This is a genomic window from Rhodanobacter glycinis (assembly GCF_006438785.1).
In the GTDB taxonomy this organism is placed as follows: Bacteria; Pseudomonadota; Gammaproteobacteria; order Xanthomonadales; family Rhodanobacteraceae; genus Rhodanobacter; species Rhodanobacter glycinis_A.
The window spans coordinates 850197-875714 of sequence record NZ_RCZB01000001.1 but is presented as its reverse complement, the minus strand read 5'-3'; the positions used below and the strand labels follow the sequence as shown (position 1 = coordinate 875714).

General features: G+C 62.9%; 28 protein-coding genes. 4 read left to right on the top strand and 24 right to left on the bottom strand.

The window, feature by feature from the left end:
• Positions 1 to 147: 147 nt before the first annotated feature.
• The 17 genes from EAH75_RS04280 to EAH75_RS04200 form a co-directional block, all read right to left on the bottom strand.
• On the bottom strand, positions 148 to 393 hold the full coding sequence (locus tag EAH75_RS04280; RefSeq protein WP_140804397.1) for a hypothetical protein: 246 nt from the start codon (positions 391 to 393) through the stop codon (positions 148 to 150).
• Entirely contained in the window at positions 390 to 869 is a 480-nt protein-coding gene (locus EAH75_RS04275; protein WP_140804395.1) for a hypothetical protein, read from the bottom strand. The genes EAH75_RS04280 and EAH75_RS04275 overlap by 4 nt, the downstream gene beginning before the upstream one ends.
• Complete coding sequence (locus tag EAH75_RS04270; RefSeq protein WP_140804393.1) at positions 860 to 1285, bottom strand: hypothetical protein; 426 nt, start codon at positions 1283 to 1285, stop codon at positions 860 to 862. Before EAH75_RS04270 ends, EAH75_RS04275 begins: the two co-directional genes overlap by 10 nt.
• The gene (locus tag EAH75_RS04265; RefSeq protein ID WP_140804390.1) at positions 1282 to 1764 is read right to left on the bottom strand and encodes a hypothetical protein; all 483 of its coding nucleotides are present in this window, start codon (positions 1762 to 1764) and stop codon (positions 1282 to 1284) included. Before EAH75_RS04265 ends, EAH75_RS04270 begins: the two co-directional genes overlap by 4 nt.
• A 68-nt stretch (positions 1765 to 1832) precedes the next feature.
• On the bottom strand, positions 1833 to 2903 hold the full coding sequence (locus EAH75_RS04260) for a hypothetical protein (protein WP_140804388.1): 1071 nt from the start codon (positions 2901 to 2903) through the stop codon (positions 1833 to 1835).
• Positions 2904 to 2915: 12 nt separating this feature from the next.
• Positions 2916 to 3263, bottom strand: a complete 348-nt coding sequence (locus EAH75_RS04255) for a DUF2190 family protein (RefSeq protein WP_140804386.1) — start codon at positions 3261 to 3263, stop codon at positions 2916 to 2918.
• A gap of 30 nt (positions 3264 to 3293) precedes the next feature.
• Positions 3294 to 4358: a hypothetical protein gene (locus EAH75_RS04250; protein ID WP_140804384.1), complete on the bottom strand. Its 1065-nt coding sequence runs from the start codon at positions 4356 to 4358 to the stop codon at positions 3294 to 3296.
• Entirely contained in the window at positions 4355 to 4771 is a 417-nt protein-coding gene (locus EAH75_RS04245; RefSeq protein ID WP_140804382.1) for a hypothetical protein, read from the bottom strand. Before EAH75_RS04245 ends, EAH75_RS04250 begins: the two co-directional genes overlap by 4 nt.
• 92 nt (positions 4772 to 4863) lie before the next feature.
• A complete protein-coding gene (locus EAH75_RS04240; protein ID WP_140804380.1) occupies positions 4864 to 5124 on the bottom strand; it encodes a hypothetical protein in 261 nt (86 codons plus the stop codon).
• A complete protein-coding gene (locus EAH75_RS04235; RefSeq protein WP_140804378.1) occupies positions 5121 to 7322 on the bottom strand; it encodes a hypothetical protein in 2202 nt (733 codons plus the stop codon). The genes EAH75_RS04240 and EAH75_RS04235 overlap by 4 nt, the downstream gene beginning before the upstream one ends.
• Before the next feature lie 283 nt (positions 7323 to 7605).
• Positions 7606 to 7839: a hypothetical protein gene (locus tag EAH75_RS04230; RefSeq protein WP_140804376.1), complete on the bottom strand. Its 234-nt coding sequence runs from the start codon at positions 7837 to 7839 to the stop codon at positions 7606 to 7608.
• On the bottom strand, positions 7836 to 9722 hold the full coding sequence (locus EAH75_RS04225; protein ID WP_140804374.1) for a hypothetical protein: 1887 nt from the start codon (positions 9720 to 9722) through the stop codon (positions 7836 to 7838). The genes EAH75_RS04230 and EAH75_RS04225 overlap by 4 nt, the downstream gene beginning before the upstream one ends.
• Positions 9722 to 10480, bottom strand: coding sequence for a hypothetical protein (locus EAH75_RS04220; protein WP_140804372.1), 759 nt, complete (start codon positions 10478 to 10480; stop codon positions 9722 to 9724). Before EAH75_RS04220 ends, EAH75_RS04225 begins: the two co-directional genes overlap by 1 nt.
• A complete protein-coding gene (locus tag EAH75_RS04215) occupies positions 10477 to 10854 on the bottom strand; it encodes a hypothetical protein (RefSeq protein ID WP_140804370.1) in 378 nt (125 codons plus the stop codon). The genes EAH75_RS04220 and EAH75_RS04215 overlap by 4 nt, the downstream gene beginning before the upstream one ends.
• Positions 10826 to 11962 (bottom strand): tyrosine-type recombinase/integrase, encoded by a 1137-nt coding sequence (locus tag EAH75_RS04210; RefSeq protein ID WP_140804367.1) that lies wholly within the window; start codon positions 11960 to 11962, stop codon positions 10826 to 10828. Before EAH75_RS04210 ends, EAH75_RS04215 begins: the two co-directional genes overlap by 29 nt.
• Positions 11963 to 12280: 318 nt before the next feature.
• Entirely contained in the window at positions 12281 to 12907 is a 627-nt protein-coding gene (locus tag EAH75_RS04205; protein ID WP_140804365.1) for a replication protein P, read from the bottom strand.
• Entirely contained in the window at positions 12861 to 13724 is an 864-nt protein-coding gene (locus EAH75_RS04200; protein ID WP_140804363.1) for a hypothetical protein, read from the bottom strand. The genes EAH75_RS04205 and EAH75_RS04200 overlap by 47 nt, the downstream gene beginning before the upstream one ends.
• Positions 13725 to 14058: 334 nt before the next feature.
• Between EAH75_RS04200 and EAH75_RS04195 the strand changes: the two genes are divergently transcribed.
• From EAH75_RS04195 to EAH75_RS04185, 3 genes are all read left to right on the top strand, one after another.
• The gene (locus EAH75_RS04195) at positions 14059 to 14445 is read left to right on the top strand and encodes a nuclear transport factor 2 family protein (RefSeq protein WP_140656138.1); all 387 of its coding nucleotides are present in this window, start codon (positions 14059 to 14061) and stop codon (positions 14443 to 14445) included.
• 80 nt (positions 14446 to 14525) lie between these two features.
• Positions 14526 to 15905, top strand: a complete 1380-nt coding sequence (locus EAH75_RS04190) for an FAD-containing oxidoreductase (RefSeq protein WP_140656135.1) — start codon at positions 14526 to 14528, stop codon at positions 15903 to 15905.
• Positions 15906 to 16395: 490 nt separating this feature from the next.
• Positions 16396 to 16920, top strand: coding sequence for a VOC family protein (locus EAH75_RS04185; protein WP_241668883.1), 525 nt, complete (start codon positions 16396 to 16398; stop codon positions 16918 to 16920).
• Between the two features lie 12 nt (positions 16921 to 16932).
• Here the strand turns inward: EAH75_RS04185 and tadA are convergent, their stop codons facing one another.
• The 4 genes from tadA to folD form a co-directional block, all read right to left on the bottom strand.
• Positions 16933 to 17421, bottom strand: coding sequence for a tRNA adenosine(34) deaminase TadA (gene tadA, locus EAH75_RS04180; RefSeq protein WP_140656132.1), 489 nt, complete (start codon positions 17419 to 17421; stop codon positions 16933 to 16935).
• 26 nt (positions 17422 to 17447) lie between these two features.
• Complete coding sequence (gene guaA, locus EAH75_RS04175; protein WP_140656129.1) at positions 17448 to 19025, bottom strand: glutamine-hydrolyzing GMP synthase; 1578 nt, start codon at positions 19023 to 19025, stop codon at positions 17448 to 17450.
• A gap of 125 nt (positions 19026 to 19150) precedes the next feature.
• On the bottom strand, positions 19151 to 20608 hold the full coding sequence (gene guaB, locus EAH75_RS04170) for an IMP dehydrogenase (RefSeq protein ID WP_140656125.1): 1458 nt from the start codon (positions 20606 to 20608) through the stop codon (positions 19151 to 19153).
• 81 nt (positions 20609 to 20689) lie between these two features.
• The gene (gene folD, locus EAH75_RS04165; RefSeq protein ID WP_140656122.1) at positions 20690 to 21559 is read right to left on the bottom strand and encodes a bifunctional methylenetetrahydrofolate dehydrogenase/methenyltetrahydrofolate cyclohydrolase FolD; all 870 of its coding nucleotides are present in this window, start codon (positions 21557 to 21559) and stop codon (positions 20690 to 20692) included.
• A gap of 69 nt (positions 21560 to 21628) precedes the next feature.
• Here folD and EAH75_RS04160 point away from each other — a divergent pair, with 69 nt between their 5' ends.
• Positions 21629 to 22225, top strand: coding sequence for a GNAT family N-acetyltransferase (locus EAH75_RS04160; RefSeq protein WP_140656119.1), 597 nt, complete (start codon positions 21629 to 21631; stop codon positions 22223 to 22225).
• A 23-nt stretch (positions 22226 to 22248) separates the two neighbouring features.
• On the opposite strand, the gene der is transcribed toward EAH75_RS04160, so the two are convergent.
• Genes der through EAH75_RS04145 form a run of 3 tightly spaced genes read right to left on the bottom strand, consistent with a single transcriptional unit; the run spans position 22249 to position 25518 of the window.
• On the bottom strand, positions 22249 to 23652 hold the full coding sequence (gene der, locus EAH75_RS04155) for a ribosome biogenesis GTPase Der (RefSeq protein ID WP_140656116.1): 1404 nt from the start codon (positions 23650 to 23652) through the stop codon (positions 22249 to 22251).
• 22 nt (positions 23653 to 23674) lie between these two features.
• Positions 23675 to 24871, bottom strand: coding sequence for an outer membrane protein assembly factor BamB (gene bamB / locus EAH75_RS04150; RefSeq protein ID WP_140656113.1), 1197 nt, complete (start codon positions 24869 to 24871; stop codon positions 23675 to 23677).
• On the bottom strand, positions 24868 to 25518 hold the full coding sequence (locus EAH75_RS04145; RefSeq protein ID WP_140656110.1) for a YfgM family protein: 651 nt from the start codon (positions 25516 to 25518) through the stop codon (positions 24868 to 24870). The genes bamB and EAH75_RS04145 overlap by 4 nt, the downstream gene beginning before the upstream one ends.

The following is a 25518-nucleotide window of genomic DNA, read 5'->3' as shown; positions in this document are numbered from 1 at the left end:
ATCAGTGCTCCTCGGAGGATTGTTCAAATGTGGAATCGGCAGATGCTTCGTCGGATCGATCCGGATGCAACTCCGCGTTGCGTTGCTTCACTTCGGCTGGGTCGAAGTCACTCCCTCGAGAGAACCAGTTCGGATCACGGCCCATGATCAGAGCTCCTCTTCATGGGTAGGACTTTCATCGCTATGCGGCAGCGGCGGCGGCTGGGGTGCGGCGAGCTCGGCGCGCGCCTCGGCATCGCTGTCGGCACTGGCAAAGGCCAGGCCTTTCACGTCGACCAGTCGCACCGCCTCGGCGGCCTCGACGGTGGCGCTCTGTCCACGGCGGATGCTGCCGATGGCGAAGACGCCGGGCAATGCATCCGTACCGAAAACCACTTCGTAGGTCTTGTTCATGGCGTCCTCTCGATCATGTATTCGGCGTGGATGCGGGCCATCCAGCATTGCCGCGGATGCAGCACGCCCTGGTCGGGCACCCACTGCTGCAGCCACGCGCCGTCGACATCGCCGGGTTGCGGGTTGCGCATCATCAGTTGGGCAAAAAGGTCGGGTAGTTGCGCGCGCTGGTCGGCGGCGGCCTCGCGGCTTGGCTCGTTCCACAGCACGCACACATCGAGGTCACTGGCAAAAGCCTGCGAGGTCTGGCCGATGGTCAGCCCGCTGGCATCGCTGTTGCCATGCGGCGAGGTCTGCCCATCGCCCTGCTCGATCACAAAGCACGGCAGCTGACTGGCGGCGATCTGCGCCCACGGCGTGTTGGCCTTCAGCACGGTGACCACGGTGGTGCCGATCAGCGCTTCCAGCTCGGCCACAAACGGCTGCTCGGTGGTCAGCAGCACGCGCAGCGCATCGGTAAAGGTCTTCACGCCCATGCGTTGAGTGCCTCCACCACTTCGTTCTGAATCACCATCAGCGGCTGCGCGGCTTCCACCGCGTCATCGAGGTAAGGGCGTGGAAATGCCTTCATGCGCATGCTGTGCTTGCCGCGCCCGGCCCACTGGCTGACGTAGCCGTTGTGGATGGCCGCCGCATAGGCGGCGGTGTTGAACACGTAGGCGCTGGTCGGCGACTCGATTTGCATCTGTTGCTGCGCGCGCAGGCCGCCTGGCGTGCGTACCGGTACCGGGTACGTCCATGGCTCGGCCTTGCGATTGCCGCTGAGGTTGTCGATAGCAGCACGGTTGGTCACGGTTGCCGCTTTTTTCACACCACGGCTGAGCGCTTTATCCAGCGCCGCGATCACCGCCCGCACCTTGGTGCCGAATTCCTGTGGCGTATACATGCTCATGCCGTACCACCGGGTGCGGTGCTGAGCGGGTAACGGCCGGTTTCCACGAAACCGCTGGTGACGCCGGTGCCGTCATACAACCCGGATTCGTCGACGCCCATGGCGCGCATCGCCTCGCCCAGCCAGTAGGTGGCGTCCTGCAGGCGCATATCGGCATGCTTGCGCAGCTCGGCCAGCACCATGGCCTCGTCCTTGTTGTTGCCGCTGGCCGCGTTGCTTTCGTAGAACACGACACGGCGCCGAAACAGCACGGCGCTGGCATAGTTCACTTCGGCCTTTTGCGCGCAGTCGCCGGCATAGGTGCTCAGGGTGGCTGCCGCATAGGCCGCCGCCGTGCACTTCTGCTCCACCCACAGGCTCGCCGACTGCAGTACCTTGCCCAGATAGATGACGAAATCGGAGTCGCTCAAGCCACCAAACTGGATGGCGATGAACCCCTCGTCTTTCAGGTCGTCGGTGGTGGCCTTGGGAGTGCTCATGCTGCCTCGTTGAAAAAATGCCGCACGGTGTCGCCGCGCGGCATTTTTGGGTGCCTACGGTGTCGGGATCAGGTGAACAGCACGCGGGCGACCTGGTCGGTGTCGCCGATGGCGGCATTGGTCTGGAAGGTGCCGACGTAGTCGTTGGCGCGCACGTAGATGTTGCGCTCGCTTTCGACGGTGAGGTCTTTCCAGTCGCCGCGCTTCATCTTGCGACCCGGCAGGCACAGGTAGTAACCGCCGATGTTGGCCGGGATATAGGTGCTTGCCACCACCTGGCTCACGTGCACGTTCACCGGCTGCACGTTGGCGTTGTAGGCCACGATCAAGGTGCCGGCGGTCGCCGTCAGCATCTTGGTGATGCGGCCCACATCCTCCGGCGCGCAGACGATCACGAAGCCGGCGTTCTGGCCGGCGCCGTAACCCTTGGCGCGCACCGCACGCAGGATCTTGGCCGCTGCCTTGTTGAGCGTCTTGGTGTCGTCCGTGTCGAACGCCACGTTCACACTGGACGAAAGTGCGGTGAGCAGCGCGTAATGCCACGACGCCTTCTGGTCCCACGCCTTGGCGTTGAACTCGGACACGGTGTCGCTGACCTGCCACCACTTCTGGAAGCGCAGCCAGTCGTCCTCGATGCCCACGCCGTCGGCGAAGGTGCACACCGGCACGCTCATCTTGCTGTCGGTCACCGCGCGGCGGATCTTGACGCTCTCGCCGGACTTGATCTGACCGAACGTGATGCCCTGGTTCGCATCGAGGATATCGAAGCTGTCCAGGATCGAGCTGCGCATGTCCACCATGTCGAAGATGGCGGTGTACCCCGTGTCCATGTCCGGCATGTTGGTGTGGAAGAACTGCACCACGCGGTTGGTCGGGTCGACCAGGTTGGGGTTGTCGCCCGGCACCGACCATTTGACGGACAGTGCCGCCTTGACCTGATCGACGCTGGGCACCTGCACGTGGCTGTGCTTGCCGCCGATGACCTTGATGCCGCCCTCGGTGGTCGACACGCTGCCGCCCAGGTCGCGGAACATCGCCGGCAGCGAGAATTCCATGTCGATGCACTGGGCCAGCGCCTTGAGCTTCGCTTTCCCGTCGGCGATCGCCCCGAGCTTTTCGAACTTGCTGAAAGTTTGCATGGGGTGGGCTCCTTAAGCCGCGAAAGCGTTGAAGGCCACAAGGCCCGTGATGGCGTCACCGCTCAGGGCATCCTGCAGCGCGTAGCCGATCAGCGTGTTGCTGGTGGCCACGTTGGTGATCACCTTGGCGGTGTTGTCCCAGTACAACTTGTCCAGCGCCGACCAGGCCACGGCGGCCTTCGGTGCGTCGCTGATCTCCGACTGGTAGACGAAGCCGTTGATCGCGTTGGCCAGCGCGTAATCGGTGGGGATCAGCAGGTGCCCGTTCTGCAGCACCGGCACATGAGCATTGGTCGCACCCGCCAGCGTGAGTTGTACGGTTTTGATCTGGTCGAACGAGGAGCGAAGTTGCAGCGACATGGTGATATCTCCTGGTGCCGTAGCGGCGGGTTAGGCCGCGATGGCCGGGTTGGCGAGCACGGAGCCTTCGGCCGGCGCTGCCGAACCGGCGGCTGCACGGTTCGCATCAGCGCCCTTGATCTGGTGCTGGGTCGGCAGGCGCGCCTCCAGGCCTTTCTGCATCGCCTTCAGGCGATCTACCGGCATCTCGGACAGGAACGTCTTGGCGGCGGCCACGTCGCCCTCGGCATCGCCGGTGATCTTCAGCTGGCGCTCCATGCCCACGATGTCGTCAACCAGCGACGACTTGTAGGTCTTGGCATCGGTGATGTGGGCTTTCAGCGTGGCCGGGTTGTCGAGCAGCGCGGCATCTTCGCCGAGCGCCGTCTTGATGGCAGCCAGCTGCGTGGTGGACTTGTCGCCGTTGGCAGCCTTGGTCTGCAGCGCGGTGATTTCTTCGTTCGTCAGGCTCATGGTCTGCTCCGGTTCGGGATTCGTTTTTGCGTTTTTCACAGCCCGCGCGCCCTGCTGCGCGCCGAGCCATATGAGGGACATTTCCAGCGCTTCGCCCGGCGCCATCCAACGGCGTGCCGTCAGCTCGCGGCCATCCACGTCTTTGATCGGCACAGGGCCGACCGCGTTGAAACCCACGCTGACATCACCAGCGATGCCGGCATCCTGTTTGATCAGCAACGCGGTGTTGTCAGGCGTCTTGGCGTAGTACGCGCTGGCAAAAAGAACCTTCACCTGGTTGCGATCGGGCGGCAGCATCAGGTTGGGTTCGCGCAGCAATGCGCGAGCGGCATCCAGCGTCATCGACTCAGTGCGCGAGGCATACACCTTGCCTTCGGCCGGTCCGCCATCACTCTTCCAACTGGTCGGGTGAACGATGTGAACACCCTGGCCGGTCAACGTCGTGGCGAAGTTGTCCAGCAATGCCTCGTCGAAAACTTCGTTATCGCGGTCAATGCAGTTGTGCGCCAGCACATACTCGCGCAACTGCAGTTCGTCGGCAGCGAAGGGGCGGAGCGTGAAGCTGTTGACGAGCGCCAATGCTGCATCGTCGGCGGCCGGAGCCGCCTTGACGTTGAGCATCAGCGCCTTGGTGTGGCTCACTTGGTGCGCACCTTCTCGACCGGCTTGATGTTCGCCACGCGCCAGTTGGCCTGCTCGCCATTCAGCGGGCCGGCATAGTCGGGGTGACGGAAATCATCCTTGGTGATCTTGGCCGGCGGCTTGGGTGCCTCGGCGGCCTTGGCGGTGGCTTCCGCTTCCTCGGCCGCTGCTTTCTCGGCTGCTGTCGGCGCTGCGCCGGCAGCATCGTCGCCACCAGCATTGCCGCCCTCTTCCGCAGCATCCAGTGCAGCCAGCTGCTTGTCGATTGCCGTCTGCAGCGTGGTGCGTGGCGCAGTGCTCGCGGCCTCCTGCGCAGCCAGCTCGATCAGCGATACGCGATCCAGCGTGGGCAACTGCTCGGTGATGTTCGGCACCGACTGTTGCTGCAGGTTGGTGATTGCTGCCTTGTCCATCACATGATCCGCCCCATGAGGTCTGATGCCCGCTGTAGGCTGCATCAAACCGTTGCACGGGGCGGCGCATCAAGGCCGCGGGCGCCGCCTCTTCAACCCGTTTCGATGGGTGCGCCGATCCAGAACTGGAAGCTGGGCGGATCATTCGGGAACAACAATGGGCGCAGGGTCCCCTCCACGTGATGCAGCACCGTCATGACGTATTCCATCGGTGCCCACTTCGTGGCGACCAGCAAGCCACCGGATTCGTCGTCGACGTTTCCGACCCATAGGGGCACGCCGAAATACTTGCCGTGATGCGTGAAGCCCGCGGCGAGCGCATCGGCGATCGTGATATAGCCAGGCATCTTCATGAAACGTGCCCGTTGATCACGCAGAAGCACCCCGGGTGCGAGTCGCGTACCGGCATCGGCCCGCTGCCCACGGTGTAGGGGCCAGCCTCGGCGATCTTGGTGCAGATCGGGCAGGCATCGGGGGCGAGGATCCAGTCGTATTGCGCAATGCCCATGCCCTTGAGCGCATCGGCATTGCCCTGTGCGTGCGCGGCCGCCATTTCCGACTCGGCCAGGCGCTGGAAATCGTAGTCGTGGCCGTCGAACTTCTTGCGCAGCTGCGCCGCCACTTCGCGCGGGTTGGTGCCGTTGTAGACGCCATCGGTAAGCGACTGCACGATGTCGTCCTGATAGACGCGCATCGTGGTTTTCTGCAGCGACGCGCGCAGCCCGGTTTCCACGTTGGCGGCATGCAGGGCGCGGGCGTTAGCGATGACCTGCGCGGCCTCGGCTTCGCGATCCACGCCGGCGGCGGCGTTCTCGATGCCGCGCGCCCAGATTTCCAGCGCCAGTTGCACCAGTACTGCATCGGCCGACGTGCTGGTGGCGACAAATTGCGCCTGCAGCTGCGTCAGCTGTTGCAGCTGGCTGCTGATGTCGAACGTGAACACCTCGCCTTGCGCCTTGGTCACGGGCAGCTCCAGTGCCTGCAGGGTCTGGTTGGCCAGCACCTTCCATGCCGATTGTAGCGCCGCGATGGCCGCGGTCTGGATCCGCGGCAGGTTGGGGTCGTCGATGGCCCATGCTTCCTTGCCGGCGCCCTTGGCGTGGGTGTGCCCAGGCTGCTTGTGCACAAGCGACAGCAGCGCGGCGCGCACGATGGGGTCATCGAAGGTGCTTGCGGCGATCTCGATCGCCGATTTGCTGGGTCGTGGCAGCGCCTCCACAGCTTGCGGCCCGATGGTCACCGGGTCGCTGTTCTGCGCTGGCACGCCGGCACTGGACAGCATCATCTGGGTTTGCGCCTCGAGGAACTTGGCCTGCGCCCGCTTGAGCTCGTCGCGCAGGTTGGGCAGGCGTTGCACCAGCTGCCAGTCGCCAGGCTTCCACGTTTTGCCGCGGCCGCGCAGCCAGTTCGTCACCAGCACCTGAAGTGCAGGGACACGCGACTCGAAGCGGGTTTTACTATCCTGCAGCATCATTTCCGCCTGGTTGTCGGCCAGCCCGGCGGGAGCGCGACCCAACTGCACGCCAAGCACCCATGACGCCAGCCCGGTCTTGGCGAGGATCTGCTCGAACATCTGCTGCGCCGGCATTTCGATGCTGAGCGCCTTGCCATCACCCCCAATGATGTTGATCACGATGTCATCGTCGGCGCCCACGGCGGTAACGAAGTCCGCACTGTTGCCCTGCCGCTTGGCATTCAGCGTGGTGCCGAAATTACTGGCGATCTCCAAGCGGCGTGCCTCCAGCGTGGGACCCTTCAACATGCGGTTCTTGGTCTTGTAATTGACGTGGAACGAGGGGTCACCGAACCGGTCCCATGCCTGCGAGGTTGCGTTATGCATGCGCAGCAGGATCTGGCTGACAAACTCGATGCCGCGGAACAGGCTCACGCCATAGGGCAGATCGTTCTCGGGGTTGAATACGCTGTAAACCAGCGTGTCCGGGTTCAGAAACTCGTAGCCGCGCCCCTGGATCAGGTTGACGTTCAATTGCCGCGGGCTGTTGCGCAGCACGTTCTGCACGCTGTCGGTGCCATCGCGGCGGCCCAGCGCGTTGGGCATGGGCGGCAGGTACCAGCTTTCCATCACGCCGGTGTCGAGATTGCGGTGGAACAGCACGCCCTTGCTGTCGGCTACGCGCAGCGCGACGATTTCGCGGCCGCGCCGGTCGTACACCATTTCACCCAGCGAGAAACCTTGCTCGTACTGTTCCTGACCCATACCGGTGTAGAACGCCTGCAGGCCGGCGTTTTTGTCGCCCACCGGGATGGCCCCGATCAGCTCACGCTGGATCAACTGCACCAGCGCATCGTTGCCGCCCTCCACGTCGATGATGCCGTCGATCGTCACCATGCGATTCACCGCGCCATCAAGGATGCCCAGCGATTCGCGCAGCGCCTCCAGAAACCACGGGTTCACCTCGCGCGGGATGAACATGCCGAGCGCCTGCTGCCATGGGCCCATGGCCATCTGCGCGCGCACCAGCGCGCTGGAGCTGACGGGGTTGGAGGTGCCTTTGCTGCCGGCGAACCAGGTGCGGGGGTTGATGTTCATTGCGTCAGTCCTGATCAGAATGGGAGGTGATCGATAGCATCGTCATGCCGACCAAACCGCTGGCCGCACTCCTCGCACCGATGGAAAAGGAAAAATCGGACGCCGACCGCCAAGCGCACAACCCACCGTGCGGCGAGCACCGCGCGCACCTTGGTCCGCGCGATCGGAAATCGCCCGCAGCCGAACTCACGGCCGCAGTGCTCGCACTGATCAATGCCGTAGTAGTACGACGCGTCGACGTGGAAGCAGTGGCCGAGCCAGCGGCAGCGGAGAGGGATGCGGATCACGTGGCCAGCGGCTCGGTGTATGGCGCAAGCCCATCGACCCACTCCAGGACATCCCTGAGGCTATCGAACTGATTGAATTCCAGTTCGCCGAACGAATCGGCTACTTCTGCCGATAGCTGGATGTTCCATGCAGGCACTGATTCGCCGGGCGTTGGCTCCCACTCATAGGAAATTCTCTCCACCTGAATGCCCTTGCGCTTCATCGCGCTCAATATCTTTCGCTTGCTCATGCCGCCCTCGCCTCCGACCCGCAACTGAAAACATCGACCTCGCCGCCCACGTCGTCGTACAGCTTGCGCAGCATCTGCATGCGGCGAGCGTCGATGTCGTGGTCGTCTTTCTTGGCGTAGATCGGCCATTTGGTGCCCTGCCGGGCGGTGTGGTTGGTCATGTGGTTGAGCACTTCCACGTCATACGCCAGCGCGTAGCCGATGGCCTGGGCGCGCTGGGTGATGCATTGGGTGGCCCAGTGCTTGGCCGGCGCCCGCACGATGGCTTCGCCGCTGCCATCGTCTTTCGACTTGTCCACCAGTGGCTCGCCGTCCTCGCCCACGCAATCGACGGCGTTGGAAAACTGCAGGCCGGTCATGACTTCGTCGAAGCGCATGTCGGCATAGGCCTCCATGGTCTGCAGATCCTTCACCACGACGGTGCCGGCGCTGCCCAGATCGACGCCCCAGTGCGGCAGGCCGCCGAACAGCTCCTGCAGGCAATAGATCAGCTCGCGCTGGATGTAGTAATCCACGCCGCGCGCGTTGATGCGCAGCACATCCTGCAGCACGGGCCCGCGCTGCTCGCTCAGGATGATCTCGGTGGGATCGTTGGTTTCGCCCAGATCGGCGCCGGCCCAGTACACCCCAGCGGTGGCGCCGGTGAGGTGTTCGCGCAGCAGTGCGCGCATCGCTTCGCGCCGCTCGCTGTCGTCGCGACTGGAAAACGGGGCCAGCGGCAGCGTGATGTCGCACAGCCAGTCGTAGCTGCCACTCTTGCGGCCTTGTTCCACGTGGAGAACAACGCGTTTCACGGCCACGTGCAGCTCGCCGCGCGCCCGGTCGATGTTGAGCGCAAGCACGCGATAATCGGGCAGGTCGTGCACGTTGGGCAGCAGCAGATCCCAGCTCCACACCGGGTTCTCGGCCTCGCCCCACTCGCCCAGCACGTTGCGCTTGTAGCCCGGCGTGTGCCGGCCGCCGAAGTCGCGGATGAACTGCGCATCGCGCTCAGGGGTCCAGAACGGTGCCGGCATGATGGTCTTGGGCCACAGGAACAACCGGCGTCCCGGCTTGCCTTCCGGCAGGTTCACCACGGCGTCGTTGCACATGGCGAAATACTGGGTGCTGCGATCGCCGTCCGGCACGCTGTAGGTCTTTTTGATGCAGCCCGGCTCGCACGATCGCCAGAACTCCGACCACTGCACCGCGCGCTTGAGCTTGGCCGCCTCGTCCACCAGCGCCATGGCGTTGACGTGCACACCGCGGAATGCTTCGCCGTCGAACCCGGCGGGGCGGTAATACACGCGGCCGATGCCGGGCTTTTCGTTCTCGCCCAGCGGGATGGTGAGAAACCGCTGCATCATGTGCGGCGTACGTTTCGGCCGCATCCAGAACTGGCTGAGCAGTGAGCCGGTGGCCTTGTCGCCGCCCTCCTGCGCGCCCACCTGCGTTTCGATCGCCAGGATGATCTCGTCCAGGTGTGTTTGCTGCGGGGCGCCCACCAGCATCCACGGCCGGCGTACCGTAAACCCCATCGACGTGCACATGCCCCACAGGATCAGCACGGTGATTTCGCGGGTCTTGCCGACCTCGGCGCCGTCCTGGTGCACCACGTCCTGCCGCCAGGCGCGCACGCTCTCGCGCTGGTAATCGAAAAACTGCCACGGCTCGCCTGTGCGTGGTTCCACGAGAAACGTCTCGGCCCAGCGCACCGGATCTTCGAACACGAACAGGAACATGGCCTGCTCCAGCGTGATGCCATAATCGCCACGGTCCAGTGCCTGCCACGCCCAGCCCTGCTGGCACAGCCACGCATCGAACTCCTCCGGCGCAAACACTTCGCGCTCCGCCATCTGGCGCAGCACGTCGTGGTTGCTGTCGGGGCGGCGCAGCTTGGCCATCAGTCGTCAGCCTGTGGTGCGGGCAGCTGCTTGCGCTTGGCGCGATTGAAAATAGCACCCATCAGCTGCTGCAGGCCTTGCGCGGCATCATCGTCGTCCTTGAGTTTTTCGCGGGCGCGCGGTGTTGCCATCAGCTCGGCGAAGTTGATGCCGAGCGATTCGTTGAACTTGATCAGGTGGCCCATGATCGGGTTGACCTGCATCGCGGCGATGTAGGGCTTGCCGCTCCTCTCGTCGATGATCACCTTGCCTTCCTTGGTGACCATCGGAACCTCAATCATCAGACCCTTGTTCGCAACTTCCTCGCGAATCTGCCGCAGCAGTTGCAGGTTGCTGGCCATCTCGGTGGCGAGCAGACCGTGCATGCCGTCCATGTCGCCGTCGGCAAATACGCGCATCAGCGCATCGAGCGCATGCACGTAAACGGTTTTGTCCAGACAGCTGCCGCCGGCATGCGTGAGGCCATCCAGCACCAGGCTGCAGGGTGACTCGGTGCGGTTCGGATTGTCGGGATGGAACGGGCATGTGGTGACGCACGGCTTGCCGAACATCTTGGCCATGCTGGTGGCGCCCAGTCCGAACTGCGCGCGATTCACTGCGCTGTAGCGGCCGTGTTCCCACCCATTGCGGCTGCTGGCTGCCTTGCCCTCGATCGTGACCGGCCCGGTGGCTGCTGCCGCCGCCGCCGGCAGATTTGCCCGGCGCTGCTCGATCGCGGCCGGGCTCATCGTGTAGGGGCGCTTGGGTTTGTCGGTCATGCGCGCTGTTTCGCATGGATCGGGGCGGCGCTTACAGGCCGGCGATGGACAACCCGGCGGACGGTTCGCGGCTTTACGCCCAACCGCAGGCAGATTTCGTTGGTGGTGAGGTGCTGTTCATCGCGCAGCCGCTGGATCTCGCGATCGCGGATGGCCAGCCATACGCGCCGCACCAGCTGTTCGCGCGTCGGCACCCACAATTTCAGGCTGCCAAGCTCATCCAGCACCACCAGCAGGTTCTCGGCGCCGATGCGTTTGCCGAGCATCAGCCACAGGTCGTCGTCGGTTCGTGGCGCGAGCGTGGCGTGATTCGCCAGCAACTCGCGCTCGAACGACGTGGGGTGCTCACCGCGGCGGGAGAATGCCGGATCCATCGCGTTTCCTCTCGATGTCTTGCGCCCACAAGGGCAGATCGTCCGGCACGGTGCCCAGGGCGGCGTGCTGACGGTGGGCTTTCAGGCTGTGGCGGTTCATGCGGCTGCTGACGGCGAGATAGCGGCGGGTGGTCTCGATGGATTCGTGGCCCATCAGCACGCGGATGCGCTCGATGTCGGTGCCGTCGTCGTAGAGCATCGTGGCGAACGTCACGCGGAACCGGTGCACGCCCCAGCTGCCGAGGCCAGCGCGGCGGGCGGTGCGCTTCACGGTGTTCTCGACACCCTTCACGCCGAGCCCGGCGCCCTTGTCGCCGGATCGCGACAGGTTCACGAACACGGCATCGGTGTGCAGTTCCTCGATGCGGCTGCGCGCCTCCAGCCACTTCACCAGCTCGCGCACCACCGGGCCGACGATCGGCACGGTGCGCTCTTTCGCACCCTTGCCGAACACATGCACCTGACCCTTGCGGTCGCTCACCAGGTCCAGCTGGTCGACGCGCAGCGTCGAAATTTCCTCGCGCCGCAGGCCGGCGGCCAGCAACAGCAGCAGCATGGCGCGGTCGCGCTGCACGATCAGCTCGCTGTCGCCCTCGTGCACCACGGCAAACAGCGCCTTGAGCTGGACGGTGCTGTACTTTTTCGCCTGCGTGGTGACGCGTTTTGGACCCTTGTAGCCCTTCGTCACGTCAGTGCCTTCGCCACGTGAGTCGAGGTAGCTGTACAGGCTGCGCACCGCCATCAGCGCCTGCCGGCGCGACGATGCCGACAGCCGCCGCCGGGTGTACAGCCACCGCTGCCAGCCGTCGAGCTCGCTGATCGTCAGCTGGCGAAAGTCCAGGCCAGCCTCCTCCGCCCAGCCGATGAACCGCGCCACCGCCTCCACGTAGTCGGCCACCGTCGTGGCGTTGCGAAACCCGCGCACCACCACCAGGCACTGCACCCACAGCCAGCACGTGGTCAGCCATCCGGCACTGCGCCACTCCCGCGCCTCGACCGCCCGCATCGAAGCCGCCAGCGGGCCACCCTGCCCGAGCAGCTGCGCCCGAATCTGCAGCTCCTGCGCCGGCAACGCGAGCCCAGCCGGTGCGGTCGGCACGTCAACCACGAGCCACCCCCGCAAAAGCTGAAAACCCTTCCCATTTTTCGAGGGGCAACCAGGTAAGGCGTGCTGCGCCGCAGCATGGGGTTTTGGGTAGGGGGTGGGTGCGAATCACTCGCATCCGTCCTGTCCCGACCCCGACCGCCTGCCCGCAGACCGCGCCACCGTTGGGCTGCCAGCTTTCGGCTTTCGGCTTCAGTTCAGTCTCACGAAGGTATGAGACGGTAAGAGAGCGCGCAGCGGGATAGACCGCACCACGTAGCCATCCACAGCCCTGCATCGCGGCTGGTTGGATGGTGCAATGAACAACGGTAAGGCGAGCAGTCATGGTGCGAGCCCGAGCTGGCGAGCCAACTTCACACGCTGTTCCGTGATGTGCGCGGGCTCGGCGCCCAGCGGAATCGGCGTTCCGATCTCCGCTGGCAACGCACGTGGAATGGGCATATCCAGCGACTCGCCACGCGCCAGGCGCTGCAGCGCTGTGGCATATGCAGCACCAAACACCCGCCGCAACTCCCGCTCATCCAGCGAGCGAAGACTCCACTGCCCAACCGACCTCGCGGCCGCACCGATCGCCGCGTGACTGAACTCGTGCGATGCCGCGCGGCTCCAGGCCTGTGCTTCGCGCAGGGCAGTATCGACAGTCGGCGCGCTCAGCACGCACAACTCGATGAACTCCTCGTCACTCGGCGGCCAGCCTGCATTCCCCGGTGCGCGAGCGCCCGGCACTGACAGCTTCGCCAGTCCCCGTTTCACCATTGCCGCCGTCACACCAGCAGCGCGCAGTGAGGCAAACCACGTCGGGCGGGCTGCCGGATCCTCGAAGCGATCACGCCAACGAGGCCCGTACTTGCGCTGGAACACGCTGAACAGTTCCGCCACCGCCATCTTCAACTCCTGCTGCTCAGCGAACGTCGGCGAATTCACGGCTGAGCTGATCTCCGCGCTCATGGCCACCTCCTGTCGTGGTTTTCATGGGTGCACCGCTCAACACCTCGTCGGCGAGACAGGCGAGGAAACCGAGATTCACTGGTGCAGTGCTGTTGTCATCCGCCCGCCGCTTCTGGGCGCGCTTCATCGCTTCGGCCAGGTGCTGGTCCGTCAAGCCTTGCTGCAACCAGCCCGCTATGCGTTGGCGGTTGAAGGTGCGAGTACCGATGTTGGCTGGGATTCCTGCAGCGGCGATCCACGCCCAGATTTCACCGACATTGATGAACGCACGCGCCTGCTCGCGCACGCTGCGCGGGGTATCTAACTTTAGCGAGGAGTTTGTATCTTGCTCAGAGCTATCGGAGAACGAGCACTTGCTGTGCTCTTTCTCCTCTGTGGTCGTTACTGTCGTTACGTCGTTACCAGTAACGTCAGTAACGCCGTTACTGTTAGTCATCGATTGAGGTTGGCGGCTCTCGTCCTGAAGCTTCTTGGCCTTTGCGCGATGGCGCTTCTGGCGGTCTGCGTTGGTCGCATCCAGCTTCACCGGCTGCTTTTCCAGCCAGTCAACGATCACGCCATCAACGATCAACCCGCGGGCGCATATGGCATCAACTGTGCCTGTGATCTGCTCCAGTGGCCAGCCGGTAAAATCAGCGAGGGCGCTGGCGTCGAACCTGGTGATGATGCCGCGCGGCGATGCCCTGGACGCGGATTCTTTCAGGTAGCTCCAGACGACATACACATGTCCTGGGGTAACACCGTTACCAGCTTCCCGGGCAATGCCCAGCCAGCGCGGATCGCACACCTCGCCGTGGTAGTGGCGCAGCCAATCCATCAGCCACACCTCGCCAATGAAAGTCCCGCGTCATGCACGAAAGCCACGGACGTGGCAGGCTCACACTGCGGGTTCAAATGCCCCGCAAAGCCTTGCTCTACAACAGTCTGTTCCACCATGGCCCATCCCGGGCCGGCGCGTCAGCTGATACTGTCAAACTGTATATTATGTCAACTTGCATTGTTGGCCTCATGGCGGTTGGCACTGTCGTCACTCAGTTAACCCTGTCTGTACTTCTGCCACAACGTCGATGGGCGCATGGCACGCCGCATCAATCAGATGTCAGGTGCGACCATGTGTTAGTGGCGTAAGCACACAAGTTTGATGGAGGCCTATGATAGATGTGCCGGACATCCAGATGGCTCTTGGTCGGCATTGGGCTGCATCTGCTGCAGGTGATCAAATTGCCGAGCATGAGATCTATCACGATGATGCCGTTTGCGAGTACCCACAGTCAGGCGAAATCATTCACGGCCGACATAACCTTCATTTGTTGCGTAGCCATCACCCAGGCAAGCCGTCGGGGTTCGTTGTGCGGCGTATCGTAGGCGCGGGCAATCTCTGGGTTACCGAGTATGTGATTACCTATGAGGACAAGCCCGCCTACACCGTGAGCATCATGGAGTTTCGGGATGGAAAGGTGGCGCGCGAGACCCAATACTTCGCCGATCCGTTCACAGCTCCCGCTTGGCGCGCTCAGTGGGTCGGTCGAGGGGCGTGATCAACGGCGCGGATCAGTTGCAAAACTCGCGACGAGAGGTGGTGTATGAGCCATAGGTCCAACCTGTCCTGGGTTCAGCCATGACTCGCGCTTTTGATGCAATCGTCATTGGCGCCGGGCAAGCCGGGCCACCCCTGGCGGGTCGCCTGACGGCTGCTGGGCTGACTGTGGCGCTGGTGGAGCGTCATTTCTTCGGCGGCACCTGCGTCAATACCGGGTGCATGCCCACCAAGACCCTGGTGGCCAGTGCGCGCGTTGCGCATCAGGCACGGCGCGCTGCGGATTATGGTGTCGTGTTAAATGATGGCGTTAGCATCGACCTTCCGCGCGTCATGGGCCGGGCGCACAAGGTGACAGAGACATCCCGCGGCAACGTGGAAGCTTGGCTCAACGGCATGGAACACCTCACCGTGTTGCGTGGACATGCCCGCTTCGAACGTTCCGATACACTGTTGGTCAACGGCGAAGCCATCACCGCGTCACGCATTTTCGTCAACGTTGGCGGCCGTGCGCGAATACCAGATGACATGCCTGGTATCGACGATATCAACTATCTAACGAATACGTCGATACTCCAGCTTTCCGAGCTTCCGCGACATCTCGCTGTGATCGGCGGAAGCTACATCGGCCTTGAGTACGCGCAAATGTTTCGCCGCTTTGGCAGCAATGTCACGGTAGTGGAACGTCAGTCGCGGTTGATTGCCCGTGAAGATGAAGACGTCTCGGAAACGCTCCGAAGCATTCTTGAGGCCGAGGGCGTTGCCGTACGCACAGACGCTGAATGTATTGCATTTGCATCGCGTGCCGAAGGCTCGATAGTAAAAGTCGATTGCACCTCCGGCGATAGTGAAGTCGTCGCCAGTCATGTGCTACTGGCGGTGGGCCGCTACCCGAATACAGACGATCTTGGACTAGAGCATGCTGGTGTCAAAACTGACCAACATGGTTACATCGTCGTTGACGATATGCTCGCCACGAACGTACCAGGCATCTGGGCCATGGGCGACTGCAACGGCAGAGGGGCCTTCACGCATACGGCCTACAACGATTTTGAAATCATTGCCGCGAATCTGCTCGATGGTGAGCAGCGGCGTGTTTCATCGCGCATTCCCGGCTACGCGCTGTTTACCGACCCGCCATTAGGACGGGTTGGCGCAACTGATGCGCAGGCGCGTGCCAGCGGCAAGCGACTGCTGATGTCCAAACGCCCCATGACACGTGTCGGCCGTGCTGTTGAGCGCGGCGAAACTCAAGGCTTCATGAAAGTGGTCGCTGACGCTGATACGAGGCGCATCCTTGGCGCCGCGATTTTAGGCGTGGGCGGTGACGAAGCTATTCATGGCCTGCTCGATTTGATGAGTGCCGATCAGCCTTTTGACGCGATGAAATGGGCCGTACCGATTCATCCCACCGTGTCGGAGCTATTGCCCACCCTTATTGGCGACCTCAAGCTTATTTAATGCCACGTGGGTTCTACCCCCTATCGCGCAGCGATCCGAGTCGCCTGGGCACGTTTGATCTGGTGCAACCAGTCATAGCCATCTCTTGTTTCAAGACTCGCGATGTCGGCTACACCCTGGGATTTCGAGATTCGGCGGGTGTCATGGATGCTTTCGATCTCGACGCGCTTGCGTTGCAACAAGGAAGTGAGGTGACTTTTCATCTTGCGGACCCTGGGGTAATTGGACGATGACCGGATCAATCACGCGGTATCAGTAACGCCGGCCGGCCTGCTGGCGTGTACAGAACATCGGGGTTTCGGCAGCTCGGATAAACGGCCTGAATGTGATCTATCTGTTCCTGTGGACGAACAACGAGTTGATGCTGGCTGCAAGCCTGAGGTTCCCGATTGATTGTTCATGCAGGGAAACTCATTGGCGCACGGCGAAGACTTTCATCGGGAGTTGAGCAGACCCATGTTTGCGGCAACAAAAGTCCTGGTGCTGAGTCATGTACAGATCATTGCTGTCGCTGCTGACAATCGCGCTGCTGAGTGTTGTCGCTGTCACGATGCCTTTGAACAGCCGCGCGGCCACACTCAACGATAACGACTACGTGAGAATCGGCGTACCGAACCTGCCGCAAGCTGTGAGCTTTTTCCAGGATGTCCTGGATTGCCAACTGGTCGGTCCGATATCCACTGCATCGAACACGTTGAAAGACACGAGCGAATCACGACTTCTGGCCTGCGAATCCGGCTCGATCGTGGAGCTGTTCGACAATCATGCAGCTGCCTCGCCTTCCCCGCTGCGACGTGCGACCCAATCCGGCAACGAGCCCGTTCAATTCATTTCAGGAAACGTTGCCAACGCAGATCAGTGGCTACGGCGTGCGGGCGTTCGTGTTGTCGGCTCGCCGCAGAAGCTGAAATCAGGCCCGTTTACGGGCATGACGGTGGTGAATTTCATATCACCGTGGGGATTGCAGCTGCAGCTGGTGGGCTTGGACACGAATGTAGCCACAACGGGGCATTGACCTCGCTGGCACTCAGCGACGCGCGCGGAAAAAGTCACGCAGCAGGCGGGCGGATGCCTCGGCGAGCAGGCCGCCGGCAACTTCGATGCGGTGGTTGTGGCGCGCATCAACGAGCGTGTCGAATACGCTGCCCGCAGCTCCCGTCTTGGGGTCGGCAGCGGCATAGACCAACCGACCGATACGTGCATGAATCATCGCCATCGCGCACATCGAGCACGGTTCCAGGGTCACGTAAAGCGTGGCACCTGACAGCCGATGGTTCGAAAGCTTTTCGCCGGCCGCGCGCAGCGCCATGATTTCGGCGTGGGCGGTGGGGTCGTGCAAGATGATGTTGCGGTTCCAGCCCAGACCCACGATCTTGCCGCCCTGCACCAGCACTGCGCCCACCGGCACTTCATCCTCGGCATCACGCGCATGCACGGCGAGCTGCAATGCACGCTGCATGTATTGCACATCCTCGGCCGAGAATGCCCCGGCTGGGTTGGAAACCTCGTCAGTCATTTCGGTACATCGCTACGGCGGACGCCCTATTCCCACTCGATCGTGGCAGGTGGCTTGCCGCTGATGTCGTAGACGACCCGCGAGACGCCACGCAGCTCGTTGATGATCCGGTTGGAAACCTTGCCGAGGAATTCGTACGGCAGATGTGCCCAGTGCGCCGTCATGAAGTCGATCGTCTCCACCGCGCGCAGCGCGATCACCCATTCGTAGGCGCGTGCATCGCCAACCACGCCGACGGACTTCACCGGTAGAAACACTGCGAACGCCTGGCTGGTCCTGTCATACAGATCCGCCTTGCGCAACTCGTCGATGAAGATGGCGTCAGCCTGCGCAAGCAGCTCGGCATACTCGCGCTTCACTTCACCGAGTATGCGCACGCCCAAGCCTGGGCCCGGGAACGGGTGGCGATAGACCATCGCGCGCGGCAGACCCAGTTCCACACCGATGCGGCGTACCTCATCCTTGAACAACTCGCGCAGCGGTTCGACCAGCTTGAGCTTCATGTGCGCCGGCAGGCCACCGACATTGTGGTGGCTCTTGATGACGTGAGCCTTGCCGGTCTTGCTGCCGGCCGACTCGATCACGTCGGGATAGATAGTGCCCTGTGCCAGCCACTTGACCTTGCCACCGGCGGCGATCAGCTTTTCCGACTCCTCGTCGAAAATCTCCACGAACAGTCCGCCGATGATCTTGCGCTTGGCTTCTGGATCGGCCACGCCAGCCAGCGCGTCGAAATAGCGATCGGCGGCGTTGACGCGGATCACCTTGACGCCCATGTGTTCGGCCATGGTGGCCATCACCTGGTCACCTTCCTGCCAGCGCAGCAGGCCGGTGTCGACGAACACGCAGGTCAGCCGATCACCGATCGCCTTGTGCAGCAGCGCGGCGACTACCGAGGAATCGACGCCACCGGACAGACCGAGCAGGACATGGTCGTCTCCGATCTTTTCACGCACACGGGCTATCTGGTCGTCGATGATGTTGGCGGCGGTCCACAACGTGGCGCAGCCGCAGATCTCGGCGATGAAACGCTTCAGCAGCACCCCGCCCTGCTTCGTGTGCGTCACTTCCGGGTGGAACTGCACGCCGTACCAGTGTTTGGCCTCGTTCTCCATCACCGCGACCGGAATGCGGTCGGTGGTACCGGTGATCGCGAAACCTGGCGGTGCCTTGGCGACGTGGTCGCCGTGGCTCATCCAGACGTCAAGCTTGTGTGCGCCGGCATGATCACTGAGGCTGTCAAACAACCGACTCGGTGCCACGATATCGACCTCGGCGTGACCGAACTCGCGCGCATCGGCGGCCTCGGTGGCACCACCCAGTTGGGCGGCCATCGTCTGCATGCCGTAGCAGATGCCTAGGATCGGCACGCCGGAGTCGAACACCTGCCGTGGTGCTTTCGGCGCACCTTCGAGCGTGGTCGATTCCGGACCACCCGACAGGATGATGCCCTTCGCACCGAACGCGGCGATCTCGGCCGGCTCGTGATCCCATGCCCAGATTTCGCAATACACGCCGAGCTCGCGGATGCGTCGCGCGATCAATTGCGTGTACTGCGCGCCGAAATCGAGGATCAGGATCTTGTCGCTGTGGATGTTGGTCATCGTCCGGTTCCGTCATGTGGCAGCGGGGCCACGTCGACGCCTTTGATCTTGAAAGTCGCGCAGCGCCGGGTCGGCCCCGTCGCTGCCTGCAAAGCAAGGCGCCGGCCCTCGGGCCGGCGCTTCAATCACGAGTTGAGCCGGTAGTTTGGCGCTTCCTTGGTGATCTGGATGTCGTGCGGATGTGCTTCGGTGACACCAGCCGAGGTCACCTTGACGAATTGTGCGTTGTGACGCACGTCCTCGATGGTGGCCGCGCCCAGGTAACCCATCGACGCGCGCAGACCGCCAATCAGTTGATGGATGATATTGCGCAGCGGACCGCGGTACGGGACGCGGCCTTCGATACCTTCAGGCACCAGCTTGTCGGCGTCGGCTTCTTCCTGGAAATAGCGATCTTTCGAGCCCAGCTGCATCGCGCCGATCGAGCCCATGCCGCGGTAGCTCTTGTACGAGCGGCCCTGGAACAGCTCCACTTCACCGGGCGATTCCTCGGTGCCGGCGAACATCGAGCCGAGCATCACCGTGGATGCGCCGGCGGCCAGCGCCTTGGGGATATCGCCGGAATAGCGAATGCCGCCATCGGCGATCAGCGGAATCTCGTCCTTCAGTGCAGTGGCCACCAGATCGATCGCGGTGATCTGCGGCACGCCGACGCCGGCCACCACGCGGGTGGTGCAGATCGAACCGGGACCCACGCCGACCTTGACCGCGTCCACGCCCACGTCGAGCAGTGCGCGCGCCGCTTCGCCGGTAACGATATTGCCGGCGATCACCTGTACCTGTGGATAGTGTTTCTTGACCCAGCCGGCGCGTTCGATCACACCTTGCGAATGGCCGTGAGCCGTATCCACCACCAGTACGTCGACGCCGGCATCGACCAGCGCGGCGATGCGCTGCTCGGTATCGCCGCCCACACCGACGGCGGCACCAACCAGCAGGGCCTCGTGACGATCCTTCGCCGCGTGCGGATTGTCGCGCGCCTTCTGGATGTCCTTGACGGTGATCAGTCCGCGCAACTGGAAATCATCGTTGACCACCAGCACCTTCTCGATACGATGCTTGTGCAACAGCAGCAGCACGTCGTCCTGGCTGGCCCCCTCGCGTACCGTCACGAGCTTGTCCTGCCGCGTCATGATGTTGCGCACCGGATCGTCGTGCTTGCGCTCGAAGCGCAGGTCGCGACTGGTGACGATGCCGACCAGCTTGGCACCATCCACCACCGGCACGCCGGAGATGTTGTGCGCATGGGTCAGCCGAAGCACTTCGCGGATCGAGGTATCCGGGCCAACGGTGATCGGACTGCGGATCACGCCAGCCTCGAACTTCTTCACCAGGCGCACTTCGGCGGCCTGCTGTTCGGCCGTCATGTTCTTGTGGATGATGCCGATGCCGCCGTTCTGCGCCATCGTGATGGCGAGTCGTGCTTCGGTGACGGTATCCATGGCGGCAGATACGATCGGAATGTTCAGGCGCAGGTCGCGGGTGAACCGCGTTGACGTATTCACATCACGCGGCAGCACGATGGAATGGCCTGGAACAAGGTAGACGTCGTCGTAGGTCAGGGCCTCGGCGAGGATGCGCATGCGAAAAGTCCCGCTGCAAAGAGGGAATTATACGCGCCTGGCCGTGAGGCTCGCCAGCCGTGCAGCCGAATGCAACGTCTGTCAGCGGGCCTTTCGGGATGCTGCATGGGCCTCGGCGGCTTCCAGCGTGTTTTCCATCAGCGTGGCTACGGTCATCGGACCGACTCCGCCGGGTACCGGAGTGATCCAGCTGGCGCGCGCCGCCGCAGCATCGAATTCCACGTCTCCGACCAACCGGCCATCGTCGAGCCGGTTGATGCCGACGTCGATCACCACGGCACCGGGCTTGATCCACTCACCCTTGACCAGGCCGGGCTTGCCGACCGCCACGATCACGATGTCGGCTTGGCGCACGAAGCCTGCCAGATCACGCGTGAAGCGATGGCAGGAGGTGGTGGTGCACCCGGCAATCATCAGTTCCAGCGCCAATGGTCGGCCCACATGATTGGACACGCCCACCACTACCGCATGCTGGCCGCGCACCGGACGATCGGTGTGGCCGAGCAGGGTCATCACACCTTTCGGTGTGCATGGGCGCAGGCCGAACCGGCGCAATGCGAGGCGACCCACGTTCACCGCCTGGAAACCATCCACGTCCTTGTCGGGGTCGATGCGGTCGACCAGTGCATCCTCGTCGATATGTTCAGGTAACGGTGATTGCACCAGGATGCCATGCACGTCCGGATCGGCATTCAGCTGATCGATCAGCGCGAACAACTCGTCCTGAGTGGTGTCGGGTGGCAGATCGTAGTCGAACGAACGAAAACCGACCTGATGGCAGGCCTTGCGCTTGTTGCGCACATACACTGACGACGCGGCATCGCTGCCAACCAGCACCACCGCCAGCCCCGGCGCAGCCAAGCCTTGCGCCACCCGCTCGGCGACGCGCAAGCCCACGCGCCCCAGCAGTTCCTGCGCGATGCGTTTGCCGTCGAGAATGCGTGCGCTCATGTTGATGCCTGGCTGGAAGTTGCTCATTATCGCGACTGACAGACATGCATACAAACGAAAGGACGGCTGATGTCCACCGAACCAGCCTTGCCAGCGCCGGAACTTGTCGAGGGACCTCTGCGGCTGCGTCCATGGCAGACGCAGGATGCTGAAGACTTGTTCGATGCCGTGCGTTCGTCAGTAGCCCACGTGGGGCGCTGGCTGCCTTGGTGCCATGCCGATTACCAGCTGGGCGACGCAAACGCATGGATAAGCCACTGCCAGGACGGCTGGTCACGTGGCGAACACTTTGCCTTCCCGATTTTCGACCGGCGAACCGGCGAGCTGCTGGGCGGGGTCGGACTCAACCAGCGCAATCGTCAGCATCGCAGCGCCAACCTTGGCTATTGGATACGCCAGTCGCGTCATGGCGAAGGCATTGCTGCACGCGCCGCCAGCTTGGTCGCGCGTTTCGGCTTCGAGCAGCTGGGACTGATCCGCATCGAGATCATCACCATGCCTGACAATCATGCAAGCCGACGCACCGCCGAAAAAACAGGTGCGCGCTTCGAAGCGATTGCGCGGCAACGCCTGTGGGCGAACGGGCTGGCCCATGACGCTGCAGTGTACGGTCTGACTCCGGCGGATCTGCGCGGTGCGCGCCATGAGCCCGCTCATTCGCTGTAGCCAGGCACGCGTGTGGCGGAGAATCAGCGTGTGCGCTTGATCAGATCGCTGACCCTGCGCCGGGCCTTTTGTTCCTGCTCCTTGGTCAGCACTTTCTTGCGCCCCGCGAACGGGTTCTCACCCTCGCGGAAAGCAATCCGGATCGGCGTGCCCTCCAGCTTGTAGCGCTTGCGGAAAAAGTTTTCCAGATAGCGCTGATACGCCGGTGCAATGTGCTTGGTGCGAGTGCCATGGATCACGATGGTCGGCGGATTGTTGCCGCCCGGATGCGCAAAACGCAGCTTCGGCGAGTGGCCATGCACCAGCGGCGGCTGGTAGCCCTCGTAGGCTTTCTCAAGTGTCTTGGTGAGATCGGACGACACCAGCACCTTGGTTGCCGACGCATGTGCACGCACGACCGCGCGCATCAGTTCGCGCAGGCCCGATCCGTGCAGCGCCGAGATGTGCACCTGCTTGGCCCAGTCGACGAACACCAATCGGCGGTCCAGCGCACGCATGCACTCGTCACGCTGATACTGGTCCAGGCCATCCCACTTGTTGATGGCGATCACCAGCGCCCTACCCTCGTCCATCGCGTAGCCGATCAGGGTGAGATCCTGGTCGGCCAGATTTTCTCGCGCGTCGATCATCACCACCACGACCTGGGCAGCGGCGATCGACTGCAGTGTCTTGATGACGCTGAATTTCTCGACGGCCTCCTCAACGCGCGCCTTGCGCCTGATGCCGGCGGTGTCGATCAGCGTGTAGCGCTTGCCGTCGCGTTCCAGCGGAACGCGGATTGGATCGCGGGTGGTGCCAGCGACATCGGAGACGATCAGCCGATCCTCGCCCAGCAGGCGATTGATCAGGGTCGACTTGCCGGCGTTCGGACGGCCGACGATGGCGACGCGAATGCTGCCGCCCTCGCCTTCCGCCTCGATTGTGCTTTCCTCATCGACCGGCAGCAATGGCAGGATCAGCTCGATCAGATCGCCAGTGCCGCGATTGTGCGCAGCGGACAGCGGCAGAATTTTGCCGACGCCGAAGGCAGCAAACTCTGCCAGCACGGCTTCCTCTTCCAGTCCGTCGGTCTTGTTGACCGCCGCGATGATGGTTTTGCCGCTACGACGCAGCTCGCCCAGAATCACGTAATCCTGTGGCAACAGGCCCTCGCGCGCATCGACCACGAACACCAATACGTTCGCTTCCTCGATCGCCAGGCGCACCTGTTTCGCGGTCAGCACATCCATGGCCTCCTCGACACCGGACAAACCACCGGTATCGACTACCACGAAGGGCCGCTCGCCTGTGCGGCAGACGCCGTAATGACGATCGCGGGTAACGCCCGGCATGTCGGCCACCAAGGCGTCACGGCTGCGCGTCAGTACATTGAAAAGGGTCGATTTACCGACATTCGGACGACCAACCAGCGCGACGACGGGCAGCATGATGTGTACTTCGTTCCAGCGATCAGTGCGCAGACAGACGGTAGGCGCCGATACGGCCCTCCACGTCCTCGACGTAGACGATGTCACCCACTACCAGCGGCTGGGCGCGGATCGCCTTCTTCGACAACCGCTCGCGTGCAGCCAGCGCGCCGTCACCAGTCTGCAACCAATGCACATAGCCTTCCATGTCGCCGACGACAACATAGTTGCCCTGCACGGCCGGGCCAGTGAGCCAGCGATACTTCAGGGCATCGTTCTTCCACATGTCGGCGCCGCCGTTCTTGTCGAACGCCCACACCTGCGACTGGTCATTGACGCCGAAAATCGCATTGCCGCCAACTGCCAGCGAGCCGAAACTGGAGAAAGGATGCGACCATAACGGCCGACCGCTGGGGCCATCCACGGCCGCCAGATTGCCGTGGTAGGCGGCGCCGTAAAGCGTGGCGCCATCGAGCAGGATCGCGCCGTCGACGTCATTCAGACGGTCGATCTCGGTACGGCCCTCACCGCTGGACAGTTTCTGCTCCCACAGCTTCGAGCCATTATCCAGACGCAATGCGACAAGCTTGCCGTCGTCACTGCCGAAAAACAGCACGCCATTGGCTACCAGCAACTGGCCGTTGCCGCGAAGGCTCAATAACGGCACGCTGCCTTGGTCATACACCCAGCGACGCTGGCCGGTCGCGCTATCCAGCGCATAAACCCGACCGTCGCCGGTACGCACCACTACCTGGTCACCGACAATCACCGGTGACACCAGTACTTCGGCATTCAATTCGGCTTCCCAGCGCGGGCTGCCATCTTTTGCATTCACGCCATAGACATGGCCATCCAGCGTTCCCACCGCCAGCAGATCACCCGTGACAGCTGGCCCGCCGGCATACAGGGCGTCCTTGCGTTTCTTGTCGCCCCAGCCGAACCAGCCGTGCGTGCGCGAGCTTTTCGACCAGAGGGTCTTGCCGCTGGTGGCGTCGATTGCGACCAGCTTGCCGTCCGTGCTGTCGGCATAGAGCACGCCATCGACCACGGCTGGGCGCAGGGGCGCGCCACTGACGCCAGCGCCATCACCGACGCTGGTGCGCCACAGGCGGGTTACCTGCAAGGTGGGTTTGAAATCCTTGGCCAGCGGAGTCGGTGGCTGGACGTTTTCCTTCTTGAACGAATGGCAACCGGCGAGGGCCACCAATGAAGTCAGCGTGATCAGTAGAAATCTTTTCATGCACCCTGCTTCCCGGCCACAGCCAAATCATCGAGTTTCATCTGCAAGGCGCCGCGTTGCGGCGCTTCCCCGCTCAACGTCGACAAGGCCGTCTGATAGGCCTTGCGCGCTTCGTCGGAACGTCCAAGCTTGACCAGCACATCACCGCGGAGTTCCTGGGCGAGTCCCTTGTAGGCATCGGCCGGGATGCGATCCAGCGTGGTCAGCGCGGCCTTGCCGTTGTCGCGAGCCACTTCAACCTGCGCTATCCGCAACAGCGTCAACGACTTCAACGCCGGATCCGCAGCATGGCTTTCGGCCCATTCCAGCGAGGTCTCGGCCTTGTCCAGCTGTCTGGCCTGCACCTGTTGCCTGGCCCGATCGCTGACCGCGAATACGGCGTACGGCGACTTGGCGTAATCCTTCATCAGCTGATCTGTCAGCTGTGTTGCAATATCCGGCTTGCCCGATGCCTGCGCGATCTGCACCTGCTGATAGAGCTGCGAGGCTTCGCCCGCGTAGCGCGCCTGGTGATTGCGCCATTGCTGCCAGCCGAAAATGCCGACCAGGCCGATCGCGATGCCGACGATGATCGACACGCCATTCTCGCGCAGCCATTTCTGAACCAGCTCGCTTTGTTCGTACTTGTCGTATTCTTCAAATGCCAT